Genomic DNA, 18834 nt, shown 5'->3' with positions numbered 1-18834 from the left:
GAAGCCAATCACCAGGAGATATTTCGATGACTTTGTCACTTGCCCCTCTCAGCATCAGAGGGTTTGCCATGCCACGTCTCACCGCACGCGAGATCGAAGTGCTGCGATGCTGGGTAAAGCATGACTCGAAGTCCAGCGCTGCCAGCGAATTGTTCATCACTGCGGCGACCGTAAACACTCACGTCAACCGGATCCGAGGTAAATACGCGGCCAGCGGCCGACCCGCGCACACCAAGGCAGCACTGTTGGCGCGCGCTCTCCAAGACGGCTACGTCACGCTCGACGAGTTCTGACACATCCCGGAGTCCATGACAGCGCGGTGCCTGAGTAGGGCCACGAATCGGCATCCGTAATCGGGGTAGTCCGCTACCCCACCCTCGCCTTCCAAATCGGATGACGATGCATGGGTGGCAACCAACGCGCCTGATCTCGACACCGCCATGAGTGATCTGCCGGTGGTGTATTCGATCGCGCTGCGCTTGCGAGCCGCCGGAATCCCGGCCACAACAGTCGCCGACTGCCTTGACGTCGACATCACTGCGTTACCGATGCTCTACGACGTCGCGGAGGCAAAGCTGGCTCACCTACGCCAGCGGTACGGGTGAGCAGATAAAGCAGAACTTTCAGACATCGTGAATTGTGATCGAGGGGGTCGATCATGTTCGTCGAGTGGCCGATCGCTGGACGCCGAGAAGAAGTAGAACTCGCCACGGCCTCAATCACTCGTCGCGGTGGGGGCAACGGCATCGTCATCGGTGGTGCGGCCGGTGTCGGCAAAACCCGACTGTGCACCGAGGCCGTCGCGGCGGCGAGCCGCTTGGGCCACCGGTGTTACCGGGTGTCCGCGACGTTGTCGTCCCGGGATGTACCACTTGCCGTTTTTGCCGACCTCGACCTGGATATCGACGTGGACGCGCAACCACTTCGGCAGATTCGAAGCCTTCTCGACTATTTGACGTCATCGGATGACAAGTCCCCGATCGTGGCGGTTGATGACGCGCATCTCCTCGACAATCAATCCGCGTTTGTGATTCACGAGCTGACGGTACGCAAACTCGCCAATGTGTTGGTGTCGATACGCACCGGCGAACCCGCACCCGATGCCATCGCAGCTCTGTGGAAAGACCGGCACCTGCCGCGCCTCGAACTGCAGCCGCTGTCCCGCACAGAGACGCGCCAGTTACTCGAGCGAGCATTCGGCGGACCGATCGAATCAACAAGCCTCAAACGGTTGCACACGCTGTGCGACGGGAACGTCCTGTTGCTGCGCCAACTCGTCGACGAAGAGTACGCAGCCGGCCGTTTCACCAACACCTCCGGCATGTGGTTCTGGTCCGGCAACCTGACCATCTCTCCGACATTGGCGGAAATCATCCGGGCCAACATGACCAATCTCCCATCCGCGGTGTCGGATCTGGTCGACCTGCTGGCCGTCAGCGAACCACTGACGACGGCCGAACTGGCCTCACTGGTCGACGCGCCCACGCTGGAACTCGCCGAATCGTTGGGCGCCATCAACACTCGCGTCTCACCCACGGGAACGATCAGCGTCCGACTCGGCCACCCTTTGCTGGGAGAGGTCCGCCGGGCCGAACTCGGTCTGCTTCGGCGCCGCCGCCTGGCCACCGACATCGCGAACACGCTCTCCGACGGTGAGCGTGGTGAGCCGTCCGCCGTGCTTCGGCGCGCAGTGCTTCTGATCGAATCCGATCTTCGTCCCGATCCCCCACTTCTCGCCCGGGCATCACAGATCGCGCTGTTGTCGCTCGATGTCGACCTTGCGACGCGATTCGCCACATCCGCGCTGGCCCTGGATATCTCACCAGAAGAGGCGTATTTTCACCTGCTGACATTGGTGGTGGCGGGCCAGGGGCAGAGGGCCGAGCAGGCTTTCATCGACTATGCCGTTGAGCCAGGTAATCCGGCCTTCGCCCGGTGGAACATCTTGCGGGCCGCAAACCTCGTGTGGATGCTCGCACGTCCCGCCGAGGCGTCAGAACTACTCGATAAGGTCGATGCGGGATCACTCACCCAGGCCGTGCGATCGGAACTCTGCGCAGTCCGAGCCTGCATACTCTCTGTGCAGGCAGCGCCCTGGGACGCCATCCGGGAGGCCGAGGCGTCATTTTCCAGGACCGGGACGGGTGACTTCTTCTCGATGATGGCAACAGCCGCCATGGTGATGTCCACCGGAGCCATCGGAAAATGCGATGCTGCAACCGAATACGCAAACCAAGGCTTCGCCAGAGCAGAGGTCTCGTGGCAGACCGCGCAATTGCAGTTCTGGCTCGCAGCCATCCATGCCCGGGTCTGCCGAATCGCCGGCCGAATCGACCGATGCCTCGACGAGGCCACCCGGTTCACCGAGATCGCACGTGACGTCGGGGGTACCACCCATATCCAGGCCACGTTTCTACGAGGGCATGCGGCTCTGGCGGCCGGGCGGGTGCAGACTGCGATCACCGAACTGTTGGATAGCCGGGTGGGAATCGAGAACGACACATCGAACCCGCACGGCCTGAGTCCGGCCTGCCTCATCTGGCTTGCGGAAGCGAAGGCCGTCAGTGGTGAAATATCCGGTGCCCGAACAACTCTGCAATTGCTGTCGGACGTCTGGCCTTCCGAGTACACCTTCATGGAAACAGGGTTGGCACTGGCCAAGGCCTGGACCCACGCCGTCGAGGGTGCCGTCAGCCACGCGATCAAACTGGCGATCGCGGCCGCCGATGACGCACGGCGCCGCGGCCAAACCGGCTATGAGGTCATGGCACTGCAAACCGCCACCCAATTCGGTTGTCTCACAATGGCAGACCGGCTCGGCGACCTGACTTCTCGAGTCGATGGACCCCGCGCACTCATCGCCGCACGCCACGCGGCCGCGCTGGCAACCGACGACGCCGCAGGCGTGCTGACCGCAGCCGGATACTACGAGAGAATGGGCGACCGGTTGGCGGCCGCGGACACCGCGGCTCAGGCAGGACGGATCTTCAGCAGCAGGCAACTACGTGGATCGGCACTCCTGGCGTCCGAGATGTCGCGGCGTCTGGCCATCGAATGCGGACGCACCGCAACTCCGGCCCAACTCCAGGCAACGGTGGCCGTACCTTTCACGGCGCGGCAACGCGAGATCATCACGTTGGCTGCAGCCGGCCTGTCAAACAGCGCGATCGCCACCCGTTTGAGCGTCTCTGTGCGATCCGTCGAAGGCCACCTGTATCGCGCCGCACAACGCGCGGGGGTCAACAGCCGAGAAGAACTGTCACAGATCCTCACCGGTGCCCGATTGAGGTAGTCGACTACTCGCGACGCTCCGGCCAGACCGTTGAATAGTCGGTTGCAGAACCAATCGACGACCCGACACCGGAACAGGCGGTCGCATCATGGTCGAAACAGTCGATCCCGTCGAGGTGGCCACACTCCCCCTCGCACCACGCAACCCACTGCCCTATCTCAAGCGGGTGAAGGCCACCCGGAACTATCACAGCGGGATGGAAACGCTTCGCGACGCCGGTGGCCCAGTGACCCGCTACAAGCTCGCGCCCAAGTGGATGATCCCCGAACTGGTCATCACCACATCACCTCAGGGGATTCACGATGTGCTCGATCGCCCGCACACATTCATCGAGAAGGACCTTCCCTTCTTCGATGAACAGCGGCAACTGATGGGCGGCAATCTGTTCAACCTCAAGCACAACGAGTGGTTGCCGCGTCGTCGCGCTCTTCAGCGAGTGTTCACCAAAAACCGCGTTGCCGGGTACTCCCAGTACATGGCCGAGGCGGCCGAGTACTGCTTCGACCAGTGCGACGATTCGGACGTGGCCGACCTCGACGCAATGTGCCATTCGCTGACGTTGCGGGCTCTGGGGCACTCGATGCTCGGGCTCGGGCTCGACGACCACATCGAGGGACTCGCGGATGCAATGAACACAACGCTGGGGTATGCAATCAGCCGCGCCGCGAGGGCGCTCAGAGCGCCGCGTTGGACGCCGACCCCCGCCCGACACCGCGCACGAACAGCCGCCGCAAATCTCCAGCTACTCGCCGCCAAGATCCTGCAGGAGTGTCGCGATGATCCCAGCCGGGAGGCACCACTGGTCCGTGCGCTGATCGATACAACGGACCCAGAGACCGGTGCTTCACTCACGGACAAACAGATCTGTGCCGAGCTCGTCCTATTCGTGTTCGCCGGTCACGACACCACGTCGACGGCGCTGACCTATTCGCTGTGGGCACTGGGACGCAATCCGGTCCTCCAGAATCGCGTCGCAGACGAGGTCGCCCAGCTCGGCAATCGTCGACTGACACCCGACGATCTGTCGGATCTGCCCTACACGGTTCGGGTGTTGCACGAGGCGCTTCGGCTGTGCCCGCCGGCACCGGCACTGTCCAGGCAGGCGGTCGCCGACGTCGACGTGGACGGTTTTCGGGTCGCAGGTGGTACTTGGTTGGCGGTGGGTATCTATGCGATGCACCGCGATCCGTCGATTTGGGATAATCCTTTGGAGTTCAACCCCGATCGGTTCGCTCCAGAGAACTTCGACGACCGCGACCGGTGGCAGTACCTGCCCTTCGGCGGGGGACCACGTGGCTGCATCGGATCTCACTTCGCAATGCTCGAAGCCACTCTTGCACTGGCCACCATCGTCGGTCGCCACCGAATCGAAGCGTTGAATGACGACTTCCCCGTGACACTTCCGTTCACGATGATCCCGAAGGGACCCATCCGCGCCCGGGTGTCCGACCGCAACCCAAGCGACAGCCGCGCAGAAAACTGACGCCCGCGCAGTCTGCGAACTGCGCGGGCGTGAGAAGGACGAGCGTCTATACGGTGTGCGCGATCAGCGGTGGTTGAACTTCGCGTCGCGCTTCTCGACGAAGGCGGCCATGCCCTCGGACTGGTCCTCGGTTGCAAACGTCGAGTGGAAGACCCTGCGCTCAAACAGAATTCCCTCGGTGAGGCCGATCTCTTGCGACCGGTTCACCGCCTGCTTGGCAAGGATCGTGATCGGCAGCGACAGTTCCGCGATGGTGTTCGCGACCGCGAGTGCGTCGTCGAGGTACGACTCGGTGGGCACCACGCGGGAGACCAGGCCAGCGCGCTCGGCCTCGTCGACCTTCATCCGGCGGCCGGTCAAGACCATGTCCATGGCCTTGGCTTTACCGATGGCGCGGGTGAGTCGCTGCGAGCCACCGATTCCGGGGATCACACCGAGGTTGATCTCCGGCTGACCGAAGACCGCGTTCTCGGCGGCAATGATGATGTCGCACATCATCGCCAGCTCGCACCCACCACCGAGGGCAAACCCGGCGACGGCCGCGACGACCGGTGTCCGAACGTTGACCAGGCCATCCCAAGCGCTGAAGAAATCCACCGCCAGCATGTCCACGTAAGACTTGTCGGCCATCTCCTTGATGTCGGCGCCGGCAGCGAATGCGCGTTCGGAACCGGTGATCAGAATCGCGCCGACCGACTGATCGATGTCATATGCCTGCGCCGCCGCGACGACCTCGTTCATCAGCTGAGAATTCAAGGCGTTCAGAGCCTTCGGGCGATTCAGGGTGATGATTCCCACCCGGCCGCGCTGCTCCGTGATGATCGTTTCGTAGTCGCTCATGCCTGGTTTCCGTTCGTCAGTTCGAGTTCTTTGGGTACCGGGGCGAAGAAGGCGTCGATGTCAGCCTTCTCGACTGCGGTGAGGCTTGGCGGTGACCACTTGGGTGACCGATCCTTGTCGATGACCTGTGCGCGAATGCCTTCGGCGAGGTCGTGATGGACGAGGAAGTGAATCGACACCCGATATTCGGTGACCAGCGCGGTCTCCAATGTGGTCGGTTGGCTGGGTCGAGCTCCGCTGCGCTCCGTCTCCGCTGCGGTGATCTCTCGCAGCGATCGCACGGTCACCTCGATCGAGGTGGGAGACTTCGCCGCAACGACATTGGCGGTGTCGTGGGCATCGGACTCGTCGTGACCGCGCAGTCGCTCGACGATCCCGACCGCGGTGTCGGCCGCAAAGGCATCATCGATCCAGCGCTTCTTGGCCAGCAGGCCCGATTCCGGCGGTTCGATGCAGAACTCGCCGATGACCTCATCCACCGACCGATGCGTCAGCGCCGAGATGAAGTCGGTGATCTTGTCCGACGGTAGGTAGTGGTCGGCGAATCCGACAGCGATGGCATCGGCGCCATTGATCTGCGCAGCAGTCAACGCCAGGTAAGTGCCGAGTTCGCCCGGGGCCTTGGCCAGCAGGTACGTGCCGCCGACGTCGGGCGCAAAGCCGATTCCGACCTCAGGCATCGCCATCTTGGTGCGGTCGGTGACGATCCGGGTGTTGCCGTGCGCCGAGATACCAACCCCGCCGCCCATGACGATGCCGTCCATCAGTGCGATGTAGGGCTTCGGGTAGTGCGAGATGTAGGCGTTCAGGATGTACTCGTCGTACCAGAACTTGCCCGAGGGAGACGCGACCGCGTCGTCGAGGGTGGTGGACTGCAAGGCGTCGCGGTGGATGGCAACGATGTCGCCGCCCGCGCACAGGCCCCGCTCACCGGCGCCGTCGACGACCACCGCTTCGACGGTGTCGTCATCTGCCCATTTACGGAGAGCAGCATCGATTTCAAGCACCATTTCGTGGGTGATGGCGTTGATGGCCTTGGGGCGGTTCAAGGTGATCCGGCCGATGCGGCCTTCCGTCCGGACCAGGACGGTGCTCTCGTCTGACATGACTCTCCAATGATCGACGGCGACGGCGCTCACAATACTTGCATATCCTAGTATCGTCAGTCCAGAGACCCTGGCACTGTCAACGCAGTGAGACAACTCCCGGCCGCCCCAGGCGAGGTGTCACGAATCACTTGAATGAATCAGCGTTCCCTCAGGCGTCATTGAGATACTGCACGGATGCCCATTACGCCCGCGCTCTTTCACGGCCTCGTGCTGCTGATCTTGTTGTTCGTCTGCGGGGCGTGGACGCTGGCCAAGCCGAGCCGTCCCGCAGCATTCACCCTCATCGGGGTATCAGTGCTGTGGATCCTCTTCAACGGGCCGATCGAAGGAGCAGTGCTCCTTTCCTTCACCTCGACTAACGGCTTGACCGAGTCGGATCTACTCAGTGTTGTCGGCGTGGGAATTGCCATCTACGCGCTGCGGCGCCGACGGCGCTGGTAGCTCATCGGCGACGAGCTATTCACGCGCCGAGGCAACGGACTCGGCTGCATCGATGGCGTACTTGCGAATCTGCGCCGGAGTCTTGGACGTCGACTGGATGTGAATAGCCAAATCACCAGGCTTGATCGATCCGACAAGTCGGTCGGCACCGGCCCGATCGAGAGCCACCGGATCCCAATGCGCTCGGCAGAGTGAATCAGCGGACGCCAACGACCTGTCGTTCTCGGTTCCCAACCCGTCCAGGAATACGCCGTACAAGATGCACTCTGAAAAATGTAGGTGGCGGGCGATCGCGCCGCGCCACTCATGCCCGGTCGTGTCGCTGATCCGCTCCAGCATCGCCCGAACTATTGACGGATTCCACGCCAAAATGCTCGAGACGTAATCGGTGGTGTTCTCTACGCTGCCCGGTGGGATGCCGAGTAGTTCCCCCGCCACGAGATGCCATTGCGAATGTCGGGGAAGTTCGTCGCCGATTCCTCCAGGTAGACGGTAGAACCGCACGACATCGTTATTGACGAAGTCAGCCGGCCCGAACGGCCGGATCATTGCGATGTCGGAATCGATCGTGACAACCACATCAGCTTCGGCCGCGGCAACAGCAGCAAGCTTCACGATCTGCTGAAGAAGCCAGCCGCGGATCGGTGGCCAGGGATGGCGCAGGTTGACGGCTTCGATCGATCTGACTGAGCGGGGTATCCGCGATTGCCTCTGGAGTTTCCTGGACACGGGATACGTCGACAAGAATGATCTCGGCACGTATTCGCTGACCGCGTGCACATCAAGCCTGTCCGACAGGATGCCCCGAAAGAGCGCAACGTCGCGGTCTGGGACGACGACGCGGTGAACAATCTCGGGCGACGCGTGTTTCACCACGCTGGCGTGGAGATCTACAAAGGCGTCAAAGTCAGGCCGATAACTCGCAGTGAGGATCATCATCGCGGCCATACGAGAACCCGTTCATTAGTCGTCAGGACATGCCCACCAATGAGAGCGAGCGTCCGGTGTGCTGCGGCTTCCACGCGTGGCCTCAAAACCCTTGGCGCGCACAGAGACACCAGATACACCGCGAGTACCGAGGCGGTCACATCAACCGAGTATCCGGCAATTCACACGCAATAAGAACTCGAAATCGAAACTGAGCCTGTTCGGACTACGGCTGGCCGGGGTTCAGTTTGATGAACAGTCCGTCGGCCTCGGCGCACAGGGTGTCGCCGTCGTGAAGGCTGCCCTTGAGGAACACCTTCCGTCCTTCGATGCGGTCGACCCACGACCTCATCACGAGCTCTTTCCCCAGCGGGGTGATGGCGCGGTAGCTGACCGTCAGATATGCGGTCCGGGTGATCCCACCGGATCCGAGCGCGCCGGACATGCCCAATAGATCGTCGAAGGCCACCGCGACCTGGCCACCGTGGGCAGCATTGTTCCCACCGAGGTGATAGCGCCGGAATGTGATCCGCGCTTTCACGTTCTCGGCCGTGGCCTCGTCGACCTCATAGGGCGGCAACGTGATGTTGCCCCGTGCCGGCAGATCGATGCGCCCACCTGAAGGTGCACGCCATTCGTCGATCGCCACGGCGTCCAGCCGGTCGTTCATCACCTTCAGTTCGTCGATCAGCTCATCGACGAGATCGTCAGGCGGGCAAGCCGCTTTCACCCGGTCCATGAACGTACGAACCTGCTCTATGAACTCGCCGTATCGCGGACCACCGCGGGTCAGGTCGAGGTCGAACTTCGGGCGAAATCCACCCTCGTGACGCTCTTCGAGAGGTGCGTCGTCCCCAAAGGTCACGGCGGTCTCTTCTAGTGGGTTTCCCGGGGTCATGGCTACGACAGTATCGACCGGAGCCGATGAGCCGCACGCAGGCTCTTCAGCCTGCGTTGCACAGCACCGATTCGGACACTGGGACATACTTCTATCCGTGGTGTGTGAACGCGGGCCGGCCCGACAAGCGTGAGTACACCGTGAACCGATTCAGCCTGGTATCCGGCACCACGACCCAGATTGTGCGGCGGCTGCAGCTCCGAGCCCTTCGCATCTATTTGGCAGCGACGACATTCCTGTACACCATCGGTCTTCTCTCCATCCTGTTCCCGTTGTCGATCAGGAAAGTCGAGGTCGCCAACCCCGCGGGCGCCATCGTCGCAGTGATCATGGGCCTATTCGGTTTGATCTATCTGCGGCGCCGGCCGGCCAATCTGCTTCCGGCAATCGTTGCCGCGATGATCGCGACCCCTGCAGTGATCGCATTCCACGTGCTCGCCGGCGCCCCGTTCGTCTGCCTGGTGGCCGCCATGTTCTTGTCGATGTACATGATCGCATTCTTGCGACTCGCTCTCGCACGCGTACTCATTGCCGTCCTGACCGCGTCAACCGTGCTCGCGCTGGCGGTGTCGGTATCGGCCTCACCACTCACCTATTTCGCATTTGTCCTCGCCATAGTGGGCGCGGCCGAATCCTTCGGGCTGGTGACGCGCGCTCTCGTCACCATTGCATGCACCGACCCACTGACCGGACTGCCGAATCGGGCCGGCTGGGAGATTGCGACCGCCCACCAACTCGCTCGCGCACGTTCCGCACAGACAACACTGAGCATTGCCGCGCTCGACGTGGACAACTTCAAAGCCATCAACGACGCGTTCGGACATCAGGCAGGAGACCAACACCTGATCGACTTCGCCCGACAGTTGCGGTCGTCGATTCCCGAAGATGCCGTCTTCGCCCGACTCGGCGGCGACGAGTTCGCGATCTGCATCGAAGGCACGTCCGGCGCACGATCCGATGACGTGCTCACCCGGATCCGCTCACAACACATCGACACCAGTTTCGGCGCCGCCTTCGGACCTGCCGCGACCATCACCATCGCGCAATTGCTTGCCGAGGCGGACGCCGACCTCTACCGGGCCAAACGCGCCAAAGGTCCGGGAGAGCTCGAGCAGACCTCCTGATCATGGTGTGAAAATCTGCCACTACGCTCAGAACCCATGAGCGCCTCAACAGATCAGCCCTTTGATCCAACGCAGTGGAAATCGGTTGAAGGTTTCGACAACCTCACCGACATCACCTATCACCGCCACGTCGGCGAGGGTCGCCCACACGGCATCGTGCGGATCGCATTCGATCGCCCCGAGGTACGCAACGCCTTTCGCCCCCACTCTGTCGATGAGCTGTATCGCGTCTTGGATCACGCGCGTCGGAGCCCCGATGTGGGAGTGGTCCTGCTGACCGGCAACGGCCCGAGCGAGAAGGACGGCGGCTGGGCCTTCTGCAGTGGCGGCGACCAGCGCATCCGCGGCCGCTCGGGTTATCAGTACGCGGGCGGCGACACCTCCGACACCGTCGATTCGGCCCGGGTCAAGGCCGAGGGCGGCCGGCTGCACATCCTCGAGGTGCAGCGCCTGATCCGGACCATGCCCAAAGTGGTGATCGCAGTTGTCAACGGATGGGCAGCCGGAGGTGGCCACTCACTGCACGTTGTCTGCGACCTCACCCTGGCCTCGCGCCAACACGCCCGTTTCAAGCAGACCGACGCCGATGTGGGCTCGTTCGACGCCGGATACGGCAGCGCCTACCTCGCGAAGCAGGTCGGTCAGAAGAACGCCCGCGAGATCTTCTTCCTCGGCCGCGCCTACGACGCCGAGTCGATGCAGCGGATGGGTGCCGTCAACGAAGTAGTCGATCACGCCGACCTCGAGGCGACCGCGATCGAATGGGGCAAGACCATCAACGGCAAATCCCCCACCGCTCAGCGCATGCTGAAGTTCGCATTCAACCTCACCGACGACGGTTTGATGGGCCAACAGGTCTTCGCAGGCGAGGCCACCCGGCTGGCCTACATGACCGACGAGGCCGTCGAAGGCCGAGATGCCTTCCTGGAGAAGCGCGATCCGAACTGGGACGACTACCCGTTCTACTACTAGGACCCAACAAAAAGGCCCCGCCAGATGGCGGGGCCTTTTTGTGTTGTCGAGTGGGTCAGGCGCCGATCGGGCCTGCCAGCGTCGGCCATGAGAGGTGCAGCTGATCTTCCCAGTAGCCCCACGAGTGGGTTCCGGTCAGCGGGAAGTCGTATGTGGCCGGGATCTTCAGCTCGTTCAGGCGATCAACCAGGGCAGCGGTGCACAGACCGGTGGCGGCCTCGATGCCACCACCAACAATGATCTGGTCGATCAGAGTCTGGACGTCACCGTCGGCCCGATCGAGGGTCTCGTGCTTTCCGGGCAGGCCGGTGCCATTCGAGATGTAGAGCTTCACACCGCGCAGCTTCTCAGCGTTGAGGATCGGGTCATTCGCCGCCCAGCCCGGTCCGTCAAGCGGCCCCCACATGTTGGTCGGGTCGCCACCGCCGCGTGCGTCGACCGTGATCTGAATGTACATCTGGCCGAGATCACTGGATGTCGACGCGCAGCCGCTGTACGAGCCGACCGACTTGTAGAGTCCCGGATGCTCGATCGCCAGGTTCAGCACCGAGGTCGCGGACGACGAGATACCGGCAATGGAGTTGAGCCCTGAGGTACCGAGAGCTTCGTCGATGATGGGCGGCAATTCGTTGCCCAAGAACGTCGACCACTTGTTGCGGCCGAGCACCGGGTCGTCCTGCTGCCAGTCGGTGTAGTAGCTGAAAGCACCCGCGTTCGGGGTCACCACGTTGATGTTCTTGTCGGCAAAGAACCCGTTGATGTCGGTCCTGGCCTGCCAGTTCGCAGAATCCTCACCGCCACCGGCCCCGTTCATCAGATACAGCGTGGGCCGCGGCACCGACCGATCCTTCGGCAAGATCACCGAGATCGGAATGTTCCTGTCCATCGACGCCGAGTAGACGAGTAGATCGAGATTCTTGGGGCCGGTCGGGGTCATACCCACCAGCTTCGATCCACCGGGCGATTCGATGCCGATCTGCGGCAGGCCTTCAGCGGTGGCCGGCGACGTCACCAGTAGCGTGGTGGCAGCCATCACCGAGGTCACTGCTGCGGTCAGCGCGACGCGCGCATACCGGCGGGTCTTTCCTGTACTCATTCGGGTCACGAGGCGACATTAGCCGGAAAACGGCCGCGCGGGAAAGTAATACAGGAACACCAGGCCCGCAACCGGCCGAACCAGCTGTTCGGCGTACCGGTCCGAGCGAGCGCAACCAGCGCATTTGCTATCGCTATCTCTCCATACACTCGTCATCCGAACGGTGTCGCCCAGCCATACCACCCGGCGCCGTCATGACATTTGGGGACACAAATCAATTACCAATTTTCCAAATTGATTCCAGCTCAAAGCGATATGTCAAAACAATTCGAAAATCAGCCGCCGAAAACACATGACATATTCGAAATTCGATGACAGGGTGAAGTTGGCTCAAGTTGGTCGGGGAGTTCAAAACTCGAGCCCCCTTCGACGAGTCGTGTTCATCCAAATGAAGTCTACGAAAGGTAGAAAGCATATGGCATCGACAGACCTGTCATCCGAAATCGGACTCGGCACAATCATCGCGATCATCGGGGGTCTCCTCGGTGGCGGTGGCGAGACACCTCCAGCCGAATAGACAAGTAACACAGGCTGATTCCCCCGGGGCGCCCATTGGGGACCCCGGGGGTTCGCTTTCCGACACGTCGGCAGCCAACCCCTGGGAGCACCACTCAATCGTGTGGTCGGCGAATCTCCGTGAGACCCTCAGCGGCTAGACGTCGCATGGATAATTGAGGTCCGTCGATATCGACAAGACCGTCGCGTCGATTACCTCCAGCCAATTCGCAGCGATATTCCGTTTGCCAGCATGGGATTATCGCCGCGAGACAGCGTATCCCCGCTCCTCAGCACGCCGATTCTCCATCAGTAAATTGATTGAATCAGTGACACCGCTGTTCAACCGCAAGACCAGGCCGCAACGATTCGTCAAGGAAAGTCTGCACACACCCGGCGAACAACGTGGTCAGGAGCGGATCCGGACGGTCGCCACCCGAAACCGCTCATTTCGGACACACGATCTCGAGTCGGTAACGGTGACGGGGCAGCCCCCGGGTTCAGCAGGACGGCAAGCAGGCCGACCCTCTGGCAGCACACCAGCGCGGCAACTTCTCCGAACCGCGATCAACGCCCGCCGCCACCATCAATGCCCGTCGTTCGCGATTACGAATTCTATTTGGACGATAGACATTTGGAGAGATGTCATCCGAACGAATCAAATGTGGACGCCTTCAGCGGTCACTGATGCTGCGACCCAGAGGTCTTCGCCAGCAAAAATCGGACTTTTGAGCGCAGAGCTCCAGATATTCTCCGTCGCACAGCTTTTCAATGAACTTGACGATCATCCAATTGGGATGAGGTTTTGTTCCGCTAAAGAAGGAGATTCGAATTCATTGGGCGCAGTTGGGAATTCATTCAGCGGCTTTTTCAAAAAGTCCTTGCGATCAATCTGAATGTGTCAATCTGATCACGACTCGCCTGGTCGGGGATCAAGAAGCGTTACCTAAGCCAACGGGTCGCAGTAAGTAATCACAACATAGGGAGAAACCATGCTCGGTTCAACGCAGGACATCACAGAACTGTTCCCCATGCTGCTCGAATTCCTCGGCGGCATCATCACCGGACTCCTCAGCGGTAGCGCGGCCTAGAGCCGCAGCGGGAAAGGTTCGATTGCACGTCCCTGAGGTGCTCTGATGGCACCTCAGGGACGTGCGATGGGCAATATCAGAAATTCTGAGTTCCTCTCGGCCGGCCGGCGCCAATGCACCTTTCTGACGAAAGGCGATAAACTGCTGCGCGAATGGCATTGTCACCAAAGTTCATTGTCCAGGTGAATTTGATCCGCCGTAAGAATAGACGTCGAACAGGAATTCAATGACCTCATCGAGTATGAGCTCGCTTGCATAGTTCCCTGCTCCGCTCGGCCGGGTCCCAGGGACGTGTGGTGCCTATGACGAAAAAATCGGACAGAGCCCTGACGACGGTATTGAAGCCGCATGTGCGCGCATTCCGTGGTCCCCTTCTTCTACTACTACTTCTGCAGGTGACTGCTGCAGGAACAACACTGTTGCTGCCCAATCTCAACGGCCGCCTCATCGATGAAGGCATCGCCCAAGCCGACATGGACGCGATCCGCGCCATCGGTGGCGCCATGCTCGCACTCGCATTCATGAACCTCTGCGTGTCCGTACTGGCTACGATCCTGGGTTCATATATTTCGACCGGCATCGGTCGCGACATCCGCAACCAGACCTACGCGCGGGTCCAGAGTTTCGCCGACACCGACCTCCACCGGTTCGGAATCCCGTCCCTCATCACCCGCAGCACCAACGACATCAACCAGCTACAGATGATGGTCTTCATCGTGATGACCATCCTCGCCACCGCCCCGATCCTGGTGATCGGTGGCACCGTGATGGCCTTGAGTGAGAACTACCGGCTGGCGCCTCTGATCGTGCTCGTCGCCGCGGCGCTCACAGCGATGGTGGTCGTCATCGTGCGCAAACTGATCCCGCACTACGAGAAATTGCAGATGTCTGTGGACCGGGTCGGACGAGTGCTCCGCGAGCAGCTCACCGGCATCCGCGTCATCCGGTCGTTCGGCCGCGAAGACCTCGAGACCTCACGCTTCGCGACGGCCAACACCGATCTGACGAAGACCGCGTGGAGTATCGGCTCGCTGCAGGCCTTGCTGTTGCCCAGCATCATCCTGATCGCCAACATCGGCGCCGCCGCGGTGATCGGTGTCGGAGCCATCCTGGTCGACAACAATTCGATGCAGGTCGGCGGGATCATCGCATTCGTCGGATATCTCACGCAGATCGTCATCGGTCTCTCCATCGGCGCCGCCATGGTTGCACTGCTCCCCAGGGCGAAGGTGAGCGCTCGCCGAATCCATGACGTGCTCGGCACAGAGCCGTCGGTGAAAGATCCGATCGCCGGCCGTCTCCCGGTCTCCCGGACGGGACACGTCAAACTCGAGGATGTCGGTTTCCGCTACCCCGGTGCGCAGCATGCAGTCCTGAGCGACATCAGCCTCGAATGCCAACCTGGCACCCTCACCGCAGTGCTGGGGGGAACCGGGGACGGTAAGAGCACACTGCTCGGGCTCATCTCTCGGTTCAGCGACGTCACCTCCGGGCAGATCTTGATCGATGACATCGACGTACGCGAGCGTCATCGATCTGAGCTCTATGAAGACATTTCCTACGTGTCCCAGGTGCCTTCCCTGCTGTCGGGCACTCTCGAATCGAATCTGCGTCTGGGCAATCCGGAAGCGAGCGACGACGATCTACGGTCGGCTCTGGAGGTCGCCTGCGCGATCGACTTCGTGTTCTCACACGAAGACGGCCTCGACCAGCGGGTGCAGCACGCCGGCAAGAACTTCTCCGGCGGCCAGCGCCAACGTCTGGCGCTCGCACAAGCCATCGTCGCCAAACCGCGCTTGCTGTTGCTCGATGACCCCTTCTCTGCACTGGACCCCGAGATCGAGAGCATCGTGAAACATCGCCTCCGACAGGAGCTTGCGGATGCAGTCATCATCTTGACCGCGCAACGCGTGTCGTCGGCGCGCGGCGCGGACACGATCGTCGTCTTGACGGACGGTCGTATCGAGGCTCAAGGGACCCACGACGAACTGACCGCCGAGAGCTCGGTGTACCGCGAGATCCTCGACTCACAGGCGGCACTGCGATGAACCTGAAGTGGCTGTTGGCCAGGCTCGCCCACGAGCGAGGGAAGTTGATCATCGTGGGTCTGGTCGCGTTCACCAATGTCGTGACACTCATCGCGGCCCCGCTGATCCTGGCCGGCATCATCAATCAGATCTTCTCCGGCGCAATCGGTATGACGCTTCCGGACGGTCTGACCACCGACGAAGCCGTCGCCCAACTACGTTCCGATGGTCAAGGCGACTACGCCGACGTCGTCCAGGGGGCCGATGCGGTGCCGGGCGTGGGTATCGCCTTCGATACCGTGTGGAAACTGCTCGCTGTACTCGTCGTCGTGTATGCGATCGGCTCCCTGGGCAATTGGGTCCAGGCATCGACGGTCAACGGCATCACACAGCGCGCGATGAATCGGATGCGGGCCGACATCGAGGCGCACATCCATCGGCTGCCGGTCGCCTACTTCGACACCGCCACACGCGGACAGATGCTGACCAAGGTCACCTCCGACATCGACAACGTCTCATCAGTGTTCAGCCCGCTGTTCGTGAAGTTGCCGGGGGCCGTACTGACAATGGTCGCGTTGCTGGTGGTGATGCCGATCATCTCGTGGCAACTGAGTTTAGTTGTGCTGGCGTCCATTCCACTCATCGTCACGTTCGGCGTACTGATCGCGAAACGGGCCAGGCCCCACTTCCAGGACCAGTGGGAGGCCACCACCAACCTGACCACGCACATCGACGAGAGCTATGCGCAGCTTCACACTCTGCGGGTCTACGGGGCGCAGGAACGGGCACGTGAAGACTTCGAAGGGATCACCGACGGACTGGCGCGATCGTCACGCAGCGCACAATCCTATTCCGGCTCGATTCTCCCGGTGCTGCAGGCGATCACAACACTGAGCTATCTCACCGTAGCGGTGGTCGGAGCGTTCCAGGTCCTTGCGGGTTCGCTCAATGTCGGACAGGTTCAGGCCTTCGTCTCGTTTTCACGCATGTTCAGTCAACCCATCAACGACCTGACCGCCATGATGAGTCAACTCCAGTCGGGGTTGGTGTCGCTGGGTCGAGTGCGGTCGCTGCTCGAAGAACCCACCGAGGATGTACCCGCAGTCGACGAAGTGATGCCAGAACACGTCGGCCGCCATACCGAACCTCCGGCAATCGATTTCGACACGGTGCGGTTCGGGTATCGCAAGTCATCGGACGATGAGAACCGGACGGTCGACGTCATCGAAGACCTCTCACTCCACATCGACGCCGGATCCACGGTTGCGATCGTGGGACCGACCGGAGCGGGAAAGACGACCCTCACCAATCTTGTTCTACGCCTCTATGATCCGTCGTCAGGGTCGGTGAAGCTCAATGACCGCCCGCTCGAGGAGACGCCACGGTCATTCGTTCGCAACCAATCCGCCATTGTCACCCAGGACCGCTGGGTTTTCACCGGAACCATCGCCGACAACATCGCATTCGGCCGCCCCTCCGCCACCCGCGCTGCCATCGAACAAGCAGCCCGCGACAGCCACGTCGCGCAGTTCGTCGACGCCCTTCCAGGCGGATACGACACCGTCATCGGCGATGGCGGCACCACGCTGAGTGAGGGTCAACTCCAGCTCATCACCATCGCCCGCGCGATGATCGCCGAGCCGCGGATCCTGGTCCTCGACGAGGCCACCAGCGCCGTCGACTCCCGCACCGAACTCCTCATCGCCCGCGCATTGGAGACCCTCCAGGATCGGACCACCACAATCGTTGTCGCACATCGGCTCTCGACCATCCGCGAAGCGGACAGCATTGCCGTCGTCGAGCACGGCGTGGTGACCGAACAGGGCACCCACGCCGAACTCCTCAACCAAGAAGGTCGCTACGCCATCATGTACAAATCCCAGTTCGAGTAGCCGCTCGCTGTTCTCACGCTCGCTCGGCCTGCAGAGCGAGCGTGAGTGAGAACAGTGAGCAAGGGCAGTTGTCCCCATTTTCCAGGCTCATCCACAGGTCGAGCGGAACTGGGCTCACCCACCCAGCGTCCGTCGAAGCAGATCCCCATGATCATCGCATGGGGGATTTCACCGAGGACAACGATGGCCTGATCTGGCGCTCGACGGCAACAGCGCAGGGGCATAGCGACCAGGAGATCAAGCGCGCAGTACACAGCGGACAACTGCGCCGCATCTGGCCGGGTGTGTACGTATCGACCGTTCACCGATTCACGCCGGACGGGCTGGCGCGCCTGCGTGTCGTCGCCGCGGTACGCAGTTGCGGCGAGGCCATGCCTGTTTCGCACCAATCCGCCGCCCTGCTACATCGCCTGCCGTTGCTGCAATCTTCGTACGACAGAGTGCATCTGACCAACGGGCGCGACGGTGGAGGACGTATCGAACCCCGACGGCACGTGCACTCGGGACTATTACTGCCCGGCGACCTCACCGAAGCCGATGGCCTGGCGGTTACCACAATCGAACGTACTGCTGTCGATACCGCTCAGGCGGGAACGTTCGCGCAGGGTTTGGCCGCATTCGACGGCGCACTGCGGCTCGACGCCGACCGCGAGCAGCTCACCACTTTGATCGACGGCCGACGCGGTAAACGCGGTGTCGGAGGCGCCCGGCGCGCTCTCGCCTGTGCGGATCCCTTGTCGGAGAGCGTCGGCGAGTCGTGGAGTCGCGCCCAGATGCTTGCGTGCCCCGACATTCCCGCGCCCCGCCTGCAGCACCGTTTCTACTCTGCGGACGGAAGATTCGTCGCCCGCACCGACTTCGACTGGGACGGACGGCTCGTCGGCGAGTTCGACGGCCTGATGAAATACGGTGGTGGATCGATGAAGCCCGGTCAGACTGCCACCGACGTGGTCATCGCCGAGAAGATCCGAGAAGATCGCCTGCGCCGGATGGGAATAGAGGTGGTCCGATGGGTATGGGCCGACCTCGTCAACGGCACCCTGCCGGCGATTCTGCGCCACGCGTTGGTCCGCGCAGGACTACGTTGACCTTCTCGCTCACCGTTCTCACGCTCGCGCGGCCTGCAGACCTCGCGAGCGTGAGGAAA

The 18834-nt window shown here is 61.8% G+C and carries 15 protein-coding genes; 10 read left to right on the top strand and 5 right to left on the bottom strand.

Annotation, left to right across the window (positions count from 1 at the left end; all coding sequences use genetic code 11):
- Positions 1 to 68 precede the first annotated feature (68 nt).
- From AC1TPF_RS07715 to AC1TPF_RS07700, 4 genes are all read left to right on the top strand, one after another.
- The gene (locus AC1TPF_RS07715; protein WP_482135708.1) at positions 69 to 293 is read left to right on the top strand and encodes a response regulator transcription factor; all 225 of its coding nucleotides are present in this window, start codon (positions 69 to 71) and stop codon (positions 291 to 293) included.
- A 114-nt stretch (positions 294 to 407) separates the two neighbouring features.
- On the top strand, positions 408 to 605 hold the full coding sequence (locus AC1TPF_RS07710; RefSeq protein WP_482143340.1) for a hypothetical protein: 198 nt from the start codon (positions 408 to 410) through the stop codon (positions 603 to 605).
- Positions 606 to 658: 53 nt separating this feature from the next.
- Positions 659 to 3292: a helix-turn-helix transcriptional regulator gene (locus AC1TPF_RS07705; RefSeq protein WP_482143339.1), complete on the top strand. Its 2634-nt coding sequence runs from the start codon at positions 659 to 661 to the stop codon at positions 3290 to 3292.
- An 88-nt stretch (positions 3293 to 3380) separates the two neighbouring features.
- Positions 3381 to 4775, top strand: a complete 1395-nt coding sequence (locus tag AC1TPF_RS07700) for a cytochrome P450 (protein ID WP_482143337.1) — start codon at positions 3381 to 3383, stop codon at positions 4773 to 4775.
- Between the two features lie 63 nt (positions 4776 to 4838).
- On the opposite strand, the gene AC1TPF_RS07695 is transcribed toward AC1TPF_RS07700, so the two are convergent.
- Complete coding sequence (locus AC1TPF_RS07695; protein ID WP_482135712.1) at positions 4839 to 5615, bottom strand: enoyl-CoA hydratase; 777 nt, start codon at positions 5613 to 5615, stop codon at positions 4839 to 4841.
- On the bottom strand, positions 5612 to 6721 hold the full coding sequence (locus tag AC1TPF_RS07690; RefSeq protein ID WP_482143335.1) for an enoyl-CoA hydratase/isomerase family protein: 1110 nt from the start codon (positions 6719 to 6721) through the stop codon (positions 5612 to 5614). The genes AC1TPF_RS07695 and AC1TPF_RS07690 overlap by 4 nt, the downstream gene beginning before the upstream one ends.
- A 177-nt stretch (positions 6722 to 6898) precedes the next feature.
- Here AC1TPF_RS07690 and AC1TPF_RS07685 point away from each other — a divergent pair, with 177 nt between their 5' ends.
- Positions 6899 to 7165: a hypothetical protein gene (locus tag AC1TPF_RS07685; RefSeq protein ID WP_482143334.1), complete on the top strand. Its 267-nt coding sequence runs from the start codon at positions 6899 to 6901 to the stop codon at positions 7163 to 7165.
- 15 nt (positions 7166 to 7180) lie between these two features.
- Here the strand turns inward: AC1TPF_RS07685 and AC1TPF_RS07680 are convergent, their stop codons facing one another.
- Positions 7181 to 8104 (bottom strand): DUF6492 family protein, encoded by a 924-nt coding sequence (locus AC1TPF_RS07680; RefSeq protein ID WP_482143333.1) that lies wholly within the window; start codon positions 8102 to 8104, stop codon positions 7181 to 7183.
- A 214-nt stretch (positions 8105 to 8318) separates the two neighbouring features.
- The gene (locus AC1TPF_RS07675) at positions 8319 to 8990 is read right to left on the bottom strand and encodes a PaaI family thioesterase (RefSeq protein ID WP_482135715.1); all 672 of its coding nucleotides are present in this window, start codon (positions 8988 to 8990) and stop codon (positions 8319 to 8321) included.
- Between the two features lie 26 nt (positions 8991 to 9016).
- Between AC1TPF_RS07675 and AC1TPF_RS07670 the strand changes: the two genes are divergently transcribed.
- Both AC1TPF_RS07670 and AC1TPF_RS07665 read left to right on the top strand, forming a co-directional pair.
- The gene (locus AC1TPF_RS07670) at positions 9017 to 10114 is read left to right on the top strand and encodes a GGDEF domain-containing protein (protein ID WP_482135716.1); all 1098 of its coding nucleotides are present in this window, start codon (positions 9017 to 9019) and stop codon (positions 10112 to 10114) included.
- 36 nt (positions 10115 to 10150) lie between these two features.
- Positions 10151 to 11086 carry a 1,4-dihydroxy-2-naphthoyl-CoA synthase gene (locus tag AC1TPF_RS07665; protein ID WP_482135717.1) on the top strand — a complete coding sequence of 312 codons (936 nt, stop codon included), beginning with the start codon at positions 10151 to 10153 and terminating at the stop codon, positions 11084 to 11086.
- 55 nt (positions 11087 to 11141) lie between these two features.
- Here the strand turns inward: AC1TPF_RS07665 and AC1TPF_RS07660 are convergent, their stop codons facing one another.
- Positions 11142 to 12182 carry an alpha/beta hydrolase gene (locus AC1TPF_RS07660; protein WP_482143331.1) on the bottom strand — a complete coding sequence of 347 codons (1041 nt, stop codon included), beginning with the start codon at positions 12180 to 12182 and terminating at the stop codon, positions 11142 to 11144.
- A 1888-nt stretch (positions 12183 to 14070) separates the two neighbouring features.
- On the opposite strand from AC1TPF_RS07660, the gene AC1TPF_RS07655 reads away from it, so the two are divergent.
- The 3 genes from AC1TPF_RS07655 (at position 14071) to AC1TPF_RS07645 (ending at position 18775) form a co-directional block, all read left to right on the top strand.
- Positions 14071 to 15816 (top strand): ABC transporter ATP-binding protein, encoded by a 1746-nt coding sequence (locus AC1TPF_RS07655; RefSeq protein WP_482143330.1) that lies wholly within the window; start codon positions 14071 to 14073, stop codon positions 15814 to 15816.
- A complete protein-coding gene (locus tag AC1TPF_RS07650; RefSeq protein WP_482143329.1) occupies positions 15813 to 17687 on the top strand; it encodes an ABC transporter ATP-binding protein in 1875 nt (624 codons plus the stop codon). The genes AC1TPF_RS07655 and AC1TPF_RS07650 overlap by 4 nt, the downstream gene beginning before the upstream one ends.
- A 158-nt stretch (positions 17688 to 17845) precedes the next feature.
- Positions 17846 to 18775, top strand: a complete 930-nt coding sequence (locus AC1TPF_RS07645) for a hypothetical protein (RefSeq protein ID WP_482143327.1) — start codon at positions 17846 to 17848, stop codon at positions 18773 to 18775.
- Positions 18776 to 18834 lie beyond the last annotated feature (59 nt).

This window comes from Williamsia sp. Y853 (assembly GCF_056786495.1).
This window is presented reverse-complemented; position numbering and strand designations above follow the sequence as displayed.

Excerpts from the sequence above, each read along its gene's own strand:
- AC1TPF_RS07715 (WP_482135708.1), top strand. The coding sequence starts at position 69 with ATGCCACGTCTCACCGCACGCGAGATCGAAGTGCTGCGATGCTGGGTA.
- AC1TPF_RS07705 (WP_482143339.1), top strand. The coding sequence starts at position 659 with ATGTTCGTCGAGTGGCCGATCGCTGGACGCCGAGAAGAAGTAGAACTC.
- AC1TPF_RS07700 (WP_482143337.1), top strand. The coding sequence starts at position 3,381 with ATGGTCGAAACAGTCGATCCCGTCGAGGTGGCCACACTCCCCCTCGCA.
- AC1TPF_RS07695 (WP_482135712.1), bottom strand. The coding sequence starts at position 5,615 with ATGAGCGACTACGAAACGATCATCACGGAGCAGCGCGGCCGGGTGGGA.
- AC1TPF_RS07690 (WP_482143335.1), bottom strand. The coding sequence starts at position 6,721 with ATGTCAGACGAGAGCACCGTCCTGGTCCGGACGGAAGGCCGCATCGGC.
- AC1TPF_RS07685 (WP_482143334.1), top strand. The coding sequence starts at position 6,899 with ATGCCCATTACGCCCGCGCTCTTTCACGGCCTCGTGCTGCTGATCTTG.
- AC1TPF_RS07680 (WP_482143333.1), bottom strand. The coding sequence starts at position 8,104 with ATGATGATCCTCACTGCGAGTTATCGGCCTGACTTTGACGCCTTTGTA.
- AC1TPF_RS07675 (WP_482135715.1), bottom strand. The coding sequence starts at position 8,990 with ATGACCCCGGGAAACCCACTAGAAGAGACCGCCGTGACCTTTGGGGAC.
- AC1TPF_RS07670 (WP_482135716.1), top strand. The coding sequence starts at position 9,017 with ATGAGCCGCACGCAGGCTCTTCAGCCTGCGTTGCACAGCACCGATTCG.
- AC1TPF_RS07665 (WP_482135717.1), top strand. The coding sequence starts at position 10,151 with ATGAGCGCCTCAACAGATCAGCCCTTTGATCCAACGCAGTGGAAATCG.
- AC1TPF_RS07660 (WP_482143331.1), bottom strand. The coding sequence starts at position 12,182 with ATGAGTACAGGAAAGACCCGCCGGTATGCGCGCGTCGCGCTGACCGCA.
- AC1TPF_RS07655 (WP_482143330.1), top strand. The coding sequence starts at position 14,071 with ATGACGAAAAAATCGGACAGAGCCCTGACGACGGTATTGAAGCCGCAT.
- AC1TPF_RS07650 (WP_482143329.1), top strand. The coding sequence starts at position 15,813 with ATGAACCTGAAGTGGCTGTTGGCCAGGCTCGCCCACGAGCGAGGGAAG.
- AC1TPF_RS07645 (WP_482143327.1), top strand. The coding sequence starts at position 17,846 with ATGGGGGATTTCACCGAGGACAACGATGGCCTGATCTGGCGCTCGACG.